The 15,246-nt window shown below is 70.2% G+C and carries 16 protein-coding genes; 11 read left to right on the forward strand and 5 right to left on the reverse strand.

The genetic code is table 11. From position 1 onward, the window contains the following. Positions 1-192 precede the first annotated feature (192 nt). From D451_RS0101230 to D451_RS0101270, 9 genes are all read left to right on the forward strand, one after another. Complete coding sequence (locus tag D451_RS0101230) at positions 193-1,338, forward strand: putative quinol monooxygenase (protein ID WP_051067443.1); 1,146 nt, start codon at positions 193-195, stop codon at positions 1,336-1,338. A gap of 287 nt (positions 1,339-1,625) precedes the next feature. Further along, positions 1,626-2,324: an LmeA family phospholipid-binding protein gene (locus D451_RS0101235; protein ID WP_017533127.1), complete on the forward strand. Its 699-nt coding sequence runs from the start codon at positions 1,626-1,628 to the stop codon at positions 2,322-2,324. Beyond that, positions 2,324-2,647, forward strand: coding sequence for a TlpA family protein disulfide reductase (locus D451_RS0101240; protein ID WP_017533128.1), 324 nt, complete (start codon positions 2,324-2,326; stop codon positions 2,645-2,647). Before D451_RS0101235 ends, D451_RS0101240 begins: the two co-directional genes overlap by 1 nt. Before the next feature lie 146 nt (positions 2,648-2,793). Continuing rightward, a complete protein-coding gene (locus D451_RS28905; RefSeq protein ID WP_354896066.1) occupies positions 2,794-2,880 on the forward strand; it encodes a putative leader peptide in 87 nt (28 codons plus the stop codon). A 359-nt stretch (positions 2,881-3,239) separates the two neighbouring features. After that, a complete protein-coding gene (locus D451_RS0101250; protein ID WP_014913459.1) occupies positions 3,240-4,085 on the forward strand; it encodes a sulfurtransferase in 846 nt (281 codons plus the stop codon). After that, positions 4,082-4,384 carry a DUF1416 domain-containing protein gene (locus D451_RS0101255; protein ID WP_014909091.1) on the forward strand — a complete coding sequence of 101 codons (303 nt, stop codon included), beginning with the start codon at positions 4,082-4,084 and terminating at the stop codon, positions 4,382-4,384. The genes D451_RS0101250 and D451_RS0101255 overlap by 4 nt, the downstream gene beginning before the upstream one ends. Positions 4,385-4,778: 394 nt before the next feature. Continuing rightward, complete coding sequence (locus D451_RS0101260) at positions 4,779-6,974, forward strand: hypothetical protein (RefSeq protein ID WP_020379927.1); 2,196 nt, start codon at positions 4,779-4,781, stop codon at positions 6,972-6,974. 86 nt (positions 6,975-7,060) lie between these two features. Then, complete coding sequence (locus D451_RS0101265; RefSeq protein WP_014909188.1) at positions 7,061-8,317, forward strand: MurT ligase domain-containing protein; 1,257 nt, start codon at positions 7,061-7,063, stop codon at positions 8,315-8,317. A 9-nt stretch (positions 8,318-8,326) separates the two neighbouring features. Beyond that, positions 8,327-9,040, forward strand: coding sequence for a type 1 glutamine amidotransferase (locus D451_RS0101270; RefSeq protein ID WP_014912774.1), 714 nt, complete (start codon positions 8,327-8,329; stop codon positions 9,038-9,040). A 74-nt stretch (positions 9,041-9,114) separates the two neighbouring features. On the opposite strand, the gene ygfZ is transcribed toward D451_RS0101270, so the two are convergent. Continuing rightward, positions 9,115-10,134, reverse strand: coding sequence for a CAF17-like 4Fe-4S cluster assembly/insertion protein YgfZ (gene ygfZ, locus D451_RS0101275; RefSeq protein WP_017533130.1), 1,020 nt, complete (start codon positions 10,132-10,134; stop codon positions 9,115-9,117). 330 nt (positions 10,135-10,464) lie between these two features. After that, positions 10,465-11,028, reverse strand: a complete 564-nt coding sequence (locus D451_RS0101280) for a nitrobindin family protein (RefSeq protein WP_014910261.1) — start codon at positions 11,026-11,028, stop codon at positions 10,465-10,467. A gap of 209 nt (positions 11,029-11,237) precedes the next feature. On the opposite strand from D451_RS0101280, the gene D451_RS0101285 reads away from it, so the two are divergent. Then, positions 11,238-12,023, forward strand: coding sequence for a hypothetical protein (locus D451_RS0101285; protein ID WP_017533131.1), 786 nt, complete (start codon positions 11,238-11,240; stop codon positions 12,021-12,023). Between the two features lie 5 nt (positions 12,024-12,028). Then, positions 12,029-12,391, forward strand: coding sequence for a DsrE family protein (locus D451_RS0101290; protein ID WP_017533132.1), 363 nt, complete (start codon positions 12,029-12,031; stop codon positions 12,389-12,391). A 93-nt stretch (positions 12,392-12,484) separates the two neighbouring features. Here D451_RS0101290 and D451_RS0101295 read toward each other — a convergent pair whose 3' ends face one another. The 3 genes from D451_RS0101295 to mshA all read right to left on the reverse strand — a co-directional run bounded on the left by D451_RS0101295 (position 12,485) and on the right by mshA (position 15,160). Then, positions 12,485-13,231: a phosphoglyceromutase gene (locus D451_RS0101295; protein WP_017533133.1), complete on the reverse strand. Its 747-nt coding sequence runs from the start codon at positions 13,229-13,231 to the stop codon at positions 12,485-12,487. 85 nt (positions 13,232-13,316) lie between these two features. Further along, positions 13,317-13,859, reverse strand: coding sequence for a YbjN domain-containing protein (locus tag D451_RS0101300; protein ID WP_042284471.1), 543 nt, complete (start codon positions 13,857-13,859; stop codon positions 13,317-13,319). Then, positions 13,856-15,160: a D-inositol-3-phosphate glycosyltransferase gene (gene mshA / locus D451_RS0101305; protein WP_017533135.1), complete on the reverse strand. Its 1,305-nt coding sequence runs from the start codon at positions 15,158-15,160 to the stop codon at positions 13,856-13,858. The genes D451_RS0101300 and mshA overlap by 4 nt, the downstream gene beginning before the upstream one ends. Positions 15,161-15,246: the final 86 nt, after the last annotated feature.

A 15,246-nucleotide genomic window follows, 5' to 3' on the forward strand; every position in this document is an offset into this window, starting at 1 on the left:
CCCGAGTACTGTGAGCCTAAGGCCCTCCGGATGCCTCATGCGGCCTCCGTGCCCTGACACCAAACCTGGTGATGAAGATCACAGTGTAAGTCACGGTTTGCGCCTCCGTTCTGCGAGATCTCTCCCGGGAACGTGCCCTCAAAAGTGCATCCTGTGCACATCCACCCACTAACGTGCAGCATCATTATCGAGATGGTCACGGTAGGACTGACATTCATAAGCGCGTTGGTGGGCTGGAGCGCCACCGCCGCGCTGACCGCGTACGCCCAACGCCGCCCCGGTGTCGCCGTGATCGCGTGGTCGATCGCCGCCTTGGGGATCACGGTCGGTCTCAGTGCCGCGGTGATCGGCGTGATGTTCGACTTCGGCGGGGCCACATTCCGGCTCCTGCACGTGGGCATCAGCCTCATAGGCCCCGTCTACCTGGCGTGGGGGGCCTTCGAGTACGCGGTTCGCGCGCCGAACGCCCGCTTCACCTCACGCCTGTTCCTCAGCGTCTTCACCATCGTCCCCCTGGTGGTACTGGCCGTCGATCGCGTCAGCGAGCGCTTCGGCGACTCCTTCCCCCCGCTGGAACACTACGACCTGATCCCGCGCGCGCTCGTGAACGGTGCGCAGGTCTTCGTCGTCGTCCTTCTCGTCACCGCGCTGGTCGCCATCGTGCGCCGAGGCCTTGGAGGCCGAGGAAAGGTCGACCTGACCGTCGTCCTCCTGCTGCTCGTGGCCGCGCTCCTGTCCATCGTCGTGGGCCGTGCGGGCCTGGGCGCCATGGGGCCGGTGCTCATGCTCGGCTCGCTCGCCGCTCTCTGGGGCGCGGGCGCGATGGCCGCCAAGCCCCGTCGTGACCCCTACGACGAGGTGGAGGACGACTACTACGACGACGAGTACGACGACGTGGACGACGAACTCGACGATCCGCAGGAGGAACCCGTGCGCCGTAAGCGCCGCCACGCCGAGAACCACGAGGAGGACCTCTACGGAGGGGCCCCCTCGGCCCCGCCCTCCAAGGTGCGCGGGGTCATCACGATCTACACGCTGGCCGAGGGCGAGGGCGAAGGGTTCGACCGGCTCGCCGCCGCCGTGGTCGCCCAGGTGTCCGCCCACGAGCCCGACACCCTGCTGTTCGCCGCGCACACCGTGCCCAGCGCGCCGCTACAGCGCATCGTCTACGCGATCTACCGGGACGAGCTGGCGCAGGAGGAACACGAGCGTCAGCCGCACATCCTGGAGTTCGGCCGCCTGCTCTCCGGGCACGTGGTCGCGACCAACGTGATCGAACTCTCCCTCGCCGACGCGGCGGCCAATGACGGCCTCGCGGCGATGCTGATGCCCCGCTGAGCGGGTCCGGCGTCCCCTCCGAACAGCCGTTTCGATGATGGCGTTCCTTCCCCTGTGTCGGGGAGGGAGACGCCCCCGGAAGTGCTCCCGCGCTCTCGACGCGAAACCGATCCCCGCCTCGTCGCAACCGATCCGGGAAGCGGGGCATCCAACGCGTGGTGAAGTACCCTTCCCTACAGGTTTTCCATGACCGGTGCCCATCGAGCACCGTTGGCGTGTGACCGAGTCCGGCCGGATGACCCAGCCGAGAGGCGCGCCGGAGCGAAAGAAAGTGTGCTGGGATTCCGATGCGTAAGTTCCTTGTCGTCCTCCTGATCCTGCTCGCGGCGTTGGTCGTCGTGGCCGACATCGGGGCGCGTTCCTTCGCGCAGAGCACCCTCTCCGAACGGCTCGCCCAGCAGATGGACATGTCCGAGGAGCCGGACGTCTCCATCGAGGGCTGGGCCTTCCTGCCCCAGGTGCTGAGCGGGACCTACACCGAGGTGAACATCGACGCCGCCAGCGCGACGATGAGCGGTGTCACGGTCGAACAGGTCGAGGCGACCGCCTCCGACGTCGAGGCGCCCCTGAGCGACCTCATGAACGAGCCCGACGTGGTCGCCGGCCAGGTCGACGGCTCCTTCGTGGTCCCCTACACCTACTTCAACCCGTACCTGCCCGAGGGCATGACCATCGGCACCGAGGAGGGCGACGCCCGCATCAGCGGTGAGCTCGCCCTGACCGAGCTGGGCCGCAGCATCCCGGTCTCCAGCGGTGTCGAGTTCACCGTCGACGGCGACGTCCTCACGGTCACCCCGGTCGACATCCAGATCGGCGATCTGCCGATCGACCTCGGGGACCAGGTCGCCGACGCTCTGGGCTTCAGCGCCCAGGTGCCCGAGCTCCCGCTCGGCCTGTCCGTCACCGAGATGGAGGCCACCTCCAGCGGGCTGCGGATCACCGGCACCGGCTCGGACATCCCGCTGATGGGCTCCGAGGTCGCCTGATGTCCGTCGCGGTGGAGCGGCTCGGCGCCGAGGACATCGGCGCCGAGCCCGGCGCGAGGGCGACCCTCGTCCAGATCTCCAGCGCGTTCTGTCAGCCCTGCCGGGCCACCCGCCGGATCCTGGAGGAGGTGGCCGCGATGGTCGAGGGCGTGACCCACGTGGAGATCGACGCCGAGTCGCACCTGGACCTGGTGCGACGGCTGGAGATCCGCGGAACCCCGACGGTGTTCGTCCTGGACTCCTCGGGGCGGATCGTGCGGCGGGCCCAAGGGCAGCCCCGTAAGGCGGACGTGATCGCCGCTCTCGGTCGAGCCGTTCTCTGAGCTCCCGAACACGCGTTCTCGAGACGCCTCTCCCACATCCTGGACCCCATCCGTCTCCGGTTCCCCTTGTGGAGCGGGGACGATGGCTCCTCTTGTGATCCAGGACACCAGTGACAAGACGATGCCGTGCCTGTAGCGTCTAAAACGTGACTTCCTTGACGAGCGCGTATCTGACGAAGCGACGGGCGGTCGATTTCTGCCGCGTCGCCGCCGCGCTCTGTCCGTGTTCCTAGGGCGGACGGGCCTCGAGCCCGAGTCCGTTCCGTGCGACCGGATCCTTCGGTGCCCACACCCGCGGTCGAGATGACTTCCCGTACGTGTGGAACCCGGAGAACGGAGTCCCCTCACCCTCGTGGGTGATCGGACCCGAACTCCCCGTACACCGCGTATCCGGGCTCCGTGCGTCCACGTTCGCCCATCCCGAACAGCCCGTTCTCCACGTCCGATCGACACCCGAACCGGGTGCCACGGGGGTACCCCCCGAACGCCCCCGGACGCGGGAGCCCACCGGCGTACCCCGGTTCCGGCCCCATATCCGGAACCGACGCAACGACACACACGACACCGCACGTAGAAACACAGGAGGTTCCCCATGAGCCGCTCCGACGTCCTCGTGGACGCCGACTGGGTGGAGGCTCACCTGGACGACGCCGACGTCGTCCTCGTCGAGGTGGACGAGGACACGTCCGCCTACGACAAGGGCCACATCCGAGGCGCCGTCAAGATCGACTGGAAGACGGACCTCCAGGACCCGGTCCGTCGCGACTTCGTCGACAAGACCGGGTTCGAGAAGCTGCTGTCCGCCAAGGGCATCGGCAACGACGACCAGGTGATCCTGTACGGCGGCAACAACAACTGGTTCGCGGCCTACGCGTACTGGTACTTCAAGCTCTACGGCCACGACAACGTGCGCCTGCTCGACGGCGGCCGCAAGAAGTGGGAGCTCGACTCCCGCGAGCTCGTCGAGGAGGTCCCGGAGCGGGCCGCCACCGAGTACCGGGCCCAGGAGCAGGACACCTCGATCCGCGCCTTCCGCGACGAGGTCGTCGGGGCCATCGGCGTCAAGGACCTCGTCGACGTCCGTTCGCCCGACGAGTTCACCGGCAAGCTGCTGGCCCCCGCGCACCTGCCGCAGGAGACCTCGCAGCGTCCGGGCCACATCCCGACCGCGCGCAACATCCCGTGGGCCAAGACCGCCAACGAGGACGGCACCTTCAAGTCCGCCGAGGAGCTGCGCGAGCTCTACACCGAGGCCGGGGTCGACCTGGACAAGGACATCATCGCCTATTGCAGGATCGGTGAGCGCTCGTCGCACACCTGGTTCGCGCTGCACGAGATCATCGGGCTGGAGAACGTCAAGAACTACGACGGCTCCTGGACCGAGTACGGCTCCCTGGTGGGCGTGCCGGTCGAGCTGGGGGAGGCCGAGGCCAAGTGACCGGTTGCGGAGCACCCGAGGGCGGAGTGGCCCTGGCCGACGTCGACGCCGGTGACCAGGCGGTCATCCAGGGCACGGTGACCCGGGACGGTCGACCGCTGCGCGGCGCCTACGCCCGGCTGTTGAACGAGTCCGACGACTTCGTCGGAGAGGTGGCCACCGGCGACGAGGGGACCTTCCGGTTCTTCGCCGCCGACGGCACCTGGAAGGTACGTGTCCTGGCCTCCCAGGGGTTCACCGGCGAGTACCCGGTCCTGGCCGAGGTCGGAAAGATCGTGAACCTCGAGGTCCAGGCCTGACCGTGCTCTGAGACCGAACGGTGCCGACGGCGCCGGTGACGATGGGGACCCCCGTCGCCGCCGGCGCCGTCGCGCCGTGTCGGGGAGAGACGCCCCGGAGAAGGGGCGACGCGCCCTGGAGCGGGCGTTCGCGCACGTGCCCGAGGGGTTGTCCACAGGCGGTGGTCCTGGACTGGAAAGCGGTGGGGCACCCTGCTTCACTGTGAGTGTCACGGCCACGCCATTCGGGGGTCTCGGACACGGAGCGTGTCCGAGCCCCGGGCGGTTCGGCCGTGACGAGCGCGCAGGGTGTCGGCCACCGGTACCCGACCTCCGACCGTCCGGCGGCCGGAGCCCCCGCGTGGACGATTCCCCGGCGGTCCTCTCTCCCCGCCGTCGGGCAGGAGGTGTTCGGATGATGTCCACAGAACGGTCGTCGAAGGTCGACGCCGGTACGTCCCGGAACGATGCCGGGCGCACCTACCTCGGCTGGCGGCACAGGGTCCTCATCCCACCACCGGGTCCCGCACCGCGTCGTCCCGCGCCCGAGGACGCACACGGACTCAGCGAGGAGTGGATCGCGGGCCAACGCGACAGCGAGGCCCTCACCAACCGCCCCCTCTACTACGCCCTGGGCGGGCTCGCCCTGCTCGCTCTGCTGTTCCCCCTGCTGTGGTCGACACGCGTCCTGCCCGGACCACTGGCCCTGGGAGGGGTGTTCGCCTGCGCGGCCATCGCGGCACCGGTCGCCTTCGCCCTCGTCCAGAGCCGCCAGGTCATGGCCCGGCGGCTGGCCCGGGCCGAGGAACGCATCGGAGCGGAGCGCGCGGAGCGCGAACGGCTTCTGCGCGAGCGCCAGCACGACCACGCTCGGAAGTACACCGAGTGGCGGGCGGCCTGCCGCGCCTACGAGGCCCAGCCGCACTGGTACGGGGTGACGGTCCCCTCCGATACCTCGGCGGTCGTCGTGGTCGGCGGGACCGACTCCGGGTGGTCGGCCCTGCTCACCACGGTCGGGATCTCACGTCTGCGCGAGGGCGGCGACCTCACCGTCGTCGACCTCACCGGCCGCGGCGTCACGCGTGAACTCGTCCGGTTGGCCCGACGCTGCGCGGTGGGGCCCCGGCACTGGGTGCTCCCGGCCGACCTGCCCCGGATGACCCTGGGCACCGATCTGGACGCGGGGCAACGGGCGCGGATCCTCTCCGCGGTGGCCGCGGCCTCGGGGCGGGACGAGGATTCCGACGCCGACGAGACGCTCCTGCTGCGCCTGCTGGAGGTGCTCGGTCCGGAGGTGGGCATCGACCGCCTGATCGGTGGTCTGCGCGCCCTGGTGACACCGGCCGAGGACATGGCCGAGGACGATCCGGCCCTGGCCCTGCTCGGCCCCCGGGAGCGTGAGCGGGTCCGCGAACGCTGTGCCGACGTCCCCGATGCCCGGGGGCGGGCATGGCGATTGGAACAACGGCTCAGTCCCTTCGAGGCCGTGGGCACCCGGGCCGAGGACGGCACCTACGCGCAGGTCAAGATCATCTCCACCGACCGGGCCTCCGGTCCGGGCGCGGCCCGGGTGTACGGCACCTACGCGGTCGCGGCGCTCAGCGAGCTCCTGGAGGCGCGGACCCCGTCCAGGGGGTCGGCGGCGACCGCCTCCCGGAAGCGGAGGGAGCGGACCCGCACCGTGGTGGTCTGCGGAGCCGAGACCCTCCCCGAGGAGGAGGTCGACCAGGTTCTGTCCGCCGCAGAGGACGGCGGGGTGGAGGTGGTGCTCATGTTCCGGGAGGCGGTGCCCCTCGCGTTGCGTCATCTCGACGGCCCCTCCCGGCTCCCCGTGCTGATGCGTCAGTCCGGGCCGGAGGAGGGCGTCGAACGGCTCGCCGCTCTGGTGGCACGGGCCTCTGGAGGTCGAGGGGTCGACATGGCCGCGCACGGTCTCACCGAGGCGGTCGGCGGGGCCGTGGGCGAGACGGCGGCCGAGGGAGAGGACGGCGGCTCGGAGGGGGAGCCCGACGACGAGCCTCTCTTCCCTTCGCCGCACACCGAGTCCGGAGCGCTCATTCGCAACGCGGCCGCGGCCATCACCCCGCTGGACCTGGTCCGCCATGTGAGATCCGCCACGGTGTGGGGTCGGGCGACGGCGAAGGCGGCCGAGGCCGACACACCGAACCCGGAGCGGGGCGCGGCGGGGGCGGACACCGGGGGAACGGCCCCCGACACGGCCTCCCTGAGGTCCCTGGCGCCCACGACGGCTCTCGTCCTGACCCCCGACGGTCCGGTCTCGGCCGACACCAACCCGGGTATCCTCACCCTGGCCACCGCCACTCTCGCCACCGCCGAGGACCATCGGAACCCCGGCGTCGGCAGGGACGTTGTCCCCATGGGAGCGGAGGCGGGCGTCTCCCCGGAGTCACCGCGGGTACGGCGTTCCGGAGGCCTCGGCCGTGGAACGGTCCCCGCGGGGGGCGGCACGCCGACCGACACGTCGGGGGACGGCGTGGTCCTCGAGGAGGCTCGGGGCCCGATGACGGTCCCGGCCGACGACGGGCTCGATCCGTCGCAGGTCCCGCCCAACCTCGGGCCGCCGCCCGAGCGTTTGGACTGGCGGGTCTGAGCGTCGATGGAGAATAAGCTTGGCCTGACACATCGCCCGCCTTCGAAGCGCGTTCGTGCGGGTGATCTAGCGATCGTGGAGATTTGATGAGCGAGCTTCCCCTGCGCGCCCAACTGGCCTCGGTACTGGGCAGGAGCGCGGCAAGCCTGTCCAGGGCCACCGGACGAGGAGACGGCTCCGTCATCGGTGGACGCGTCGCCCTCAAGGTCGAACCGGACCTGCTCGCCAAGCTCGCCCAAGGGCGCAGGCTGGCCCTGGTCAGCGCCACCAACGGCAAGACCACCACGACCCGGCTCATCGCGCAGGCCCTGCGCGAGCTCGGTGAGGTGGCCACCAACGAGTACGGCGCGAACATGCCCACCGGGCACATCACCGCGCTCTCCGACAACAAGTCGGCGATCAACGGCGTGCTGGAGGTGGACGAGAAGTACCTGCCCCAGGTCCTCAAGGCCACCTCGCCCGCCTTCGTCGTGCTGATGAACCTCAGCCGCGACCAGATGGACCGCGCCTCGGAGATCAACCTGCTCGCGAAGAAGTGGCGTACCGCCCTGTCGCAGAGCAACACCCACGTGATCGCCAACGCCGACGACCCGCTCGTGGCCTGGGCCGGTCTGGGCGCCCCGAACGCCACCTGGGTCTCGGCCGGTCAGCGCTGGAAGGAGGACGCCTGGTGCTGCCCCGAGTGCGGCGGTCACCTCAAGCGCGACCAGGACCCGTACTGGGAGTGCCCCGAGTGCGGCCTCTCCCGGCCCGAGACCGCCTGGGCGGTGGACAACGACTCCGACACCCTGATCGCCCCCGGCGGTCAGCAGATCAAGCTCCGGCTCAACCTGCCGGGCGACGCCAACCGGTCCAACGCCGCGATCGCCGCCGCCACCGCGGCCGGGTACGGACTCCACCCCGAGCGCACGGTCGAGCGGTTGCGCGAGATCTCCTCGGTGGCCGGCCGCTACACCTCGGTGGTCACCATGGGCGTCGAGGTCCGTCTGCTGCTCGCCAAGAACCCGGCCGGTTGGCTGGAGTCCTTCGCGGTCCTCGACCCGCCGCGCGTCCCGGTGATCCTGGCGGTCAACGCCCAGATCCCCGACGGCAAGGACACCTCCTGGCTGTGGGACGTGGACTACCGTGTCCTCCGCGGCCGCCGGGTGTTCGTCATGGGCGAGCGTCGCACCGACCTCGCCCTGCGTCTGGAGACCGACGAGGTCCCCTTCGAGGTGGCCGACCGGGTGGACGAGATCCTGGGCCGCCTCAAGGCGGAGCGTCCCGACATCACCAAGGTCGACGTCATCGCCAACTACACCGCCTTCCAGCAGATCCGCACGGCGTACGGCCGCGTCCAGTAGGAGACCCCCATGTCGAACACCAGTAGTGCCCTGCGGATCGTGTGGATCTACCCCGACCTGCTCAGTACCTACGGGGACCAGGGCAACGTCCTCATCCTTCAGCGCCGCGCCGAGCAGCGCGGGATCCCCACCGAGATCGTGCGGGTCCACTCCAGCGATGCCGTGCCCGAGCAGGGCGACATCTACCTGCTCGGCGGCGGTGAGGATCGTCCGCAGATCCTGGCGGCCGAGCGTCTGCGCGCCGACGGCGGACTCGCCCGGGCCGCGGCCCGGGGCGCGTGCGTCTTCGCGGTCTGCGCCGGCTACCAGATCATCGGTGAGAGCTACGGCGACGACGAGGCCAACCCGCTTCCGGGCGTGGGCATCCTCGACATCCGCAGTGGTCGAGGCCAGACCCGCGCCGTGGGCGAGATCGTCGCCGACGTCGACCCCTCCCTGGGGGTGGGTCGGATCACCGGTTTCGAGAACCACCAGGGCCGCACCGCGATCGGTCCGCAGGCCCGTCCGCTCTCGACCACGGTGAAGGGCATCGGCAACGACGACCGCACCGAGGGCGCCTACCAGGGGCAGATCCTCGGCACCTACCTGCACGGGCCGGCGCTGCCGCGCAACCCGCAGCTGGCCGATCTGCTGCTGCGCTGGCGTGTGGGCGCGCTGAACCCGCTGCCGCCGGCGTGGGGTGAGCGTCTGCACGACGAGCGTCTGGCCGCGGCCCTGCGCTGATCGTCGAAGGACATGATGGAGCCCGGTGGGATCTCTCCCACCGGGCTCCATCATGTTCGTGTGCGGTGCGGCCGTCAGCGCGGTGTGCGGCGGAAGTCGCCGATGTCGGCGTTGGCGCCGGTGTCCGGGTCGACGATGACCTCCTGACCGGCGGCGATGCCCTCGACGGTCAGGGTGGCGTCGGTGGGCACGGTCCGCTTCACCAGGCCGAGGGCGATCGGGCCGATCTCGTGGTGACGGGCGGAACCTCCCACGCGGCCGACCCGGCGGCCCTCCATCTCGATGTCGGCGCCCACGTGGGGGAGCCGGTCGGCGGTACCGTCCAGGTGCAGCATGACCAGCCGCCGGGGCGGGCGTCCCAGGTTGTGCACGCGCGCCACGGTCTCCTGACCGGGGTAGCAGCCCTTGTCCAGGTGGACGGCGGAGCCGATCCAGTCCATCTCATGGGGGATGGCCCGGTCGTCGGAGTCGATACCGGCCCGAGGCCGGTGGGAGGCGATCCGGTGGGCCTCGTAGGCCCACAGGCCGGCCGGGCGGGCCCCCGACCCGGTCAGACCCTCGGCGATGGCCACGAGGTCCTCTGAGGGGACGAACAGGTCGACCTGGTCCTCGGTGACGCGGGAGATCGGCCCCTCGACGGCGGCCAGGACCTCGTCCCGCTTCGGGCCGAGCACGCTGAGCACGGAGCGGCTCTCGGACAGGTCCTCGACCTCCACCCGCAGCATGAAGACCATCGAGTCCAGGAAGGCGGCCAGTTCCGCGCCCTGGCCCGGTTCGGTGTGGATCCAGGTGGCCTCGCCGTCGTCGACCAAGGAGAGGTGCCACCTCAGGTGGCCTCGAGTGTCCAGGATCAGGGCCTCGGTGCCCGTGCCCGGGGCGAGGCCCCGGGTGAGCTGGCTGGTGAGGTCGTTGAGCCAGCCCAGACGGTCGGGTCCGCTCACCCGCACCACGCCCCGGTTGCTCCGGTCGACCCAGGCGGCGGAGCGTTCGATCGCGCGGCCCTCGTGGGAGGGGTCGCCGTAGTGGGCGGCGACGTCGGAGTCGGGTGTCTCGGCGCTCACGGCACCGTGTGTGGTCAGCAGCGGCGAAGTCATACCGCCGAGGTTATCCGTAGCGGAGGTCGATGCGACAGGGCTTCGAAGCGGCTGCTCTGACCTGGGGATACACGTCACAGAAAAACATTTGCCCCGGGCCGGGAGGACGACATACCTTCGAGGCACGCAGGAAAGGAGGTGGTCCGAGAAATGATCGATTTCAGGACTGGCGAGGTGGCCGTCCGCTAGGACGACGCTGAGCGTTCGCTCGACGCGCGTCGTGGCGAATCCCAGACGGACACCCGAACCCCGGGCTGTCGGACCTGGTCCGACCCGACCCCGCTCAGGCGGGAACGGCCCGGGGTTCGTTCTGTCCGAAGACCCTCGAGGTCACTTCCCGTTGCCCGGGGTGCTCTCCGAGACCTTCTTCAGCTGAGCGGACATGTACGACTGGAGCCCGTGGCCGCGCGCGGCCAGGTCCCAGGCGTAGCCCAGGGTCTGGCTGCCGTCGTTGAACAGGCCGTACAGGCGGTGGGAGCCCTCGACCTCCAGGCCGGTGATGGTCCGCACGATGCCCGCGCTGCGCATCTCCACCCGGTTGGCGAACACGTTGCCCTCGTAGGACTCCAGATAGCCCTCGTTGTGGGCGATCATCACCTCGAGGTGGACGATGTTCTCCTCATCGTCCGCGGCGTACTGCGCGGTGTCCTCGGCGGACAGCGCACGCCAGTAGCCCGATTCCTCGGTGACCAGCTCACCGGTGGTCCCGTCGGGGTTCATACGCCAGGCCTTACCGGTGTAGGCCAGATAGGGCAGACCCGCACGCGGGCTGAACTCGACCTCCTGGCCGAACTGGAACTTTTCCTCTTCCACGTATCCGGCGACGCCGACGCCTTCCCAACGTCCGAACAGGAAGGACAGTTTCGCCAGATCAGGGTGTACCGCAGAGTCCATAACCACCGAGACTATCGGCGTCTCGGGGGTACCGGTGACGGTGCCGCGCGGGCGCTCCGGGCGGCGCCCCGGAGCCTTGGCCCGGCCATGCCCAATTGGCCCCGCTTTCCCGGAGAACTGGTAAAGATGGTGAACGGACACGGTGCGGCCACGGGGCTTGGAGTCGACCGCTGTCCCGACCTCCGACGCATTCTCCTAAGGGGCTGCCTGTGTTACTGGTGATCGGTGTGGCGCTGCTCGCCATCGCGGCGGTCCTGCTGCCACTGACCATCATCGGCCTGCGCCGTTGGCAGCGCCAGCGCGGGCTCGCCCGCCTGCTCCCCTCCGCGCTCGCCGACCGTGAGGGCCAGCGTGTGACCCTCACCGGGGTGGCCGCGCCCGGTCCCGGTGGAGGGCCCATCGAGTCCGGTCTGGCCGGTGTCGAATGTGTCTGGCACGGCCACGAGGTGCTCCGTCACTATCGCCCCCTGGCCCGCGACCAGGTCGAGGGCCAGGTCGTCGAACGCGCCTTCGACTCGATCGCCGACTACGGGTCCGATGACCTGTTCGGCCTGGTGGGGGAGGGGCGTCCGGCGGACGCCGAACGGATCTACGTCGACCCGGACGGTACCGAGCCGCGCGACGCCGAGCTCTGCCTCAAGCGTCTGGTCGGTCGGCCTCAGCCCGGGGTGGCCGCGGCGGCGGACGATCTCCTGTCCCGTGTCCGCAGCCCGATCTCCGGGGTCTTCCGAGGCGAGACCATCGAGTTCGAGTACCGCGAGTGGGTCATCCGGCAGGGCGCGCGCGTCCGTGTCACCGGCCTTCTGCGCGTGGTCGACGGCCGTGTGGTCCTGACCGCCCCGGACGAGGGCGGCCTGGTCATCGAACACGGTGTGCGCGAGCGCCCCTCGCGGGTCTCACCGCGTCGGACCGAGGCGTTGGCCCTCCTGACGGCCTTCATGGTCTGCCTGGTCGTGGGGGCGGCGCTCACCGTCGCCGGCCTGCCGCTAGGCTGAAGCACATGTCTCGTTCCCTGGTGATCAAGGTCACGGCCGGCGAGGATGCTCCCGAGCGGTGCAACCAGGCCTTCACCGTCGCGGCCGCCGCGTTGGCGAGCGGCGTCGACGTCTCCCTGTGGCTGACCGGCGAGGCGACCTGGTTCGCCGTCCCCGGACGGGCCGAGACCTTCGAACTGCCGCACGCGGCGCCCTTGGCCGACCTGCTGGCCTCCGTGCTGGCCGCCGGCCGGATGACGGTGTGCACTCAGTGCGCGGCCCGCCGGGAGCTCGGTCGGGACGACCTGATCGACGGTGTGCGTATCGCGGGGGCACCGACCTTCGTCGAGGAGAGCATCCGCGAAGGGGCCCAGGCCCTCGTCTACTGACGGTGCTCGCGGGGGCCGACTCCGAACGGACGACGTGCCCGCACCGCGAGGGCGGTACGGGCACGTGGAGGTCGGTTCAGTCGTGGTCCGGCGTCACTTCTTGCCCTGGTTGGCGACCGCCTCGATCGCGGCCTTCGCGGCCTCCGGGTCGAGGTAGGTGCCGCCCGGGTTCGTGGGCTTGAGGTCCTGGTCCAGCTCGTAGACCAGCGGGATCCCGGTGGGGATGTTCAGGCCGGCGATGTCGGCGTCGCCGATCCCGTCCAGGTGCTTGACCAGGGCGCGCAGCGAGTTGCCGTGGGCGGCGACCATGACGGTCCGGCCGGCGGCCAGGTCCGGGACGATGCGGTCGTACCAGTACGGCAGGGCCCGGTCGAGGACGTCCTTGAGGCACTCGGTACGCGGCAGCAGCTCCGGCGGGAGCAGCCTGTAGCGGGTGTCTCCGGCCTGCGAGTAGGGGTCGTCGTCGGCGATGGGCGGCGGCGGGGTGTCGTAGGAGCGACGCCAGATCATGAACTGTTCGTCGCCGTACTCGTCACGGGTCTGCGCCTTGTCCTTGCCCTGGAGGGCGCCGTAGTGGCGCTCGTTGAGGCGCCAGGTGCGTTCGACCGGAAGCCAGTGCAGGTCGGCGGTCTCCAACGCGAGGTTCGCGGTGCGGATGGCGCGCTTGAGCAGAGAGGTGTGCAGGATGTCCGGGGTCACCCCGGCGGACTTGAGCAGTTCACCGCCGCGGCGGGCCTCCTCTTCGCCCTGTGCGGACAGGTCCACGTCCACCCAGCCGGTGAACAGGCCCTTCGCGTTCCAGACACTCTCACCGTGTCGCAGCAGTACCAGAGTTCCCATGGGGACAAGCCTAGTCACTCGCCGATTCCGTTCGGCCGTCGCCCCGTGGCCGTTCGCGCGCGGGGCGGGCGGTTCCGCTCCCGGATCAGCCTTCGTCGGCGGTCTCGGCCAGATGGGCGAAGGCCCGCAGGTTCCGTGTGTCGTGGCCGCGCTCGGTACGCCACTTCCACTCCTTGCGGATCGCCGAGGCGAAACCGAGCTCCAGCGCCGTGTTGAAGTTCTCGTCGGAGTAGGTGAGCACGCATCCCAGCAACCGGTCGACCTCCTCCGGGGTGATTCCGGCCAGGGGGAGCCGGCCCCGGATGTACACGTCGCCGACCTCGTCGGAGGTGAACGCCATCCCGTACATGTCCGTGCCCAGGCGCGTCAGCCACTGATAGAAACCGGCGTGGTTCTCGTCCGGACGGCGACAGAAGAACGAGGTCAGGGTGAGACTGTGCGGCCCGGCCTCCAGCCAGACCAGGGTCTTGAGCTTGGCCTCGCCGGGGATCGTGACCAGGAAGGAGCCCTCACGAGGACGTTCGACCTCCAGGCCGGCCTCCGTCACGGCCTCGTCGATCGCCTTGATCGCGCTCTCACGCGCCGTCGTCTCCTCCACGTGCCTTCCTTCCTTTCCGGTCGCCGTCATCGGCCCGCGGCCTCGGCCAGGGGGAGGTCGTTCGGGGTGAGGGCGGACCGGTACACGTCCAACAACTCGTCCACGGTCCGAGACCATCCCAGGGTCGCCGCGTGCAGGGGCGCGGCCTCGGCCAGCTTGGCACGTCGGGCCGGTTCGTGGATCAGTCGGTGCAGCTCGGCGGCGTAGTGGCGCGGATCGTGCCCGTCGATCAGCACACCCGAGAAACCGTCGGAGACCGCCGTGGTCAGTCCGCCCACACGTGAGGCCACCACCGGGGTGCCGCACGCCTGGGACTCCACCGCGACCAGCCCGAAGGACTCGGAGTAGGACGGCACCACCGTCGCGGTGGCGGCCCGGTAGTAGTCGGCCAGGCGCGCGCGGTCCTGTGGCGGTTCCATACGCACGACGTCGGCGACGCCCAGCGATCGCGCCAGATCGTCGAGCATGCGGGGCTCGCGCGTCCCTCCGCCGGACAGGCCGCCGACCACACCCACCACGAGACGGTCGCGCAGGGAGGGGTCGCGTTCCAGGAGTTCGGCTGCGGCGCGGATGAGCACGTCCGGTGCCTTCAACCGCTGCACACGGCCGACGAAGAGCAGAAGGTGGGTGTCGCGGGGGAGACCGATCCGATCCAGCGCCTCGGTGCGCGATCCCGGGGTGAAGGTATCCAGGTCCACGCCGGGAGGGATCGTGTGGAGCTGATCACGGCGGGCGCCGTAGAAGTCGACGAGCTGACGGGCCTCGTCGTCGGTGTTGGCGATGAGCCGATCGGCCTGGCGGACCAGCTGGTCCTCTCCGCGCACCCGCTCCTCGGGTTCGGGGGTGTCGCCTTCGGCGAGGGCCGCGTTCTTCACTCTGGCCATGGTGTGCATCGTCTGCACCATCGGTACGCCCCAGCGACGGGCGGCCATCACACCGGCCCTGCCGGACAGCCAGTAGTGACCGTGCACGAGGTCGTAGTGGCCCGGGTCTCCCTGGGCCTCGGCTCTCAGCATGCCGAAGACGAACGGACACAGGTAGCGGGCGAGGGTGTTCTTGTCCAAGTGGCCGTAGGGGCCCGCGGGCACGTGCCGGACGTTCACCCCTGGGAAGAGTTCGACCACGGACGGAAGCGAGGGGGTGGTGGCCCGGGTGAACACGTCCACGGCCACTCCGCGTTCGGCCATGCGACGGGCCACCTCGACCACGTAGACGTTGAGGCCTCCGGCGTCACCGGTGCCGGGTTGGTCGAGGGGCGAGGTGTGCAGACTGACGGTCGCGATCCTCGAGGGGACCGCCGTCTGTTCTCCCAACGGAACGGGTCCGGACAACGGTGGTCCCTCCGGGTCGAGTGTGCGGGCAGTAGTCGACAACAGCGACGAAGGTACACACTGTTCCCGACCCGATCGTCCGAGGG

The sequence above is a fragment of the Nocardiopsis alba DSM 43377 genome (assembly GCF_000341225.1).
GTDB classification, from domain to species: domain Bacteria; phylum Actinomycetota; class Actinomycetes; order Streptosporangiales; family Streptosporangiaceae; genus Nocardiopsis; species Nocardiopsis alba.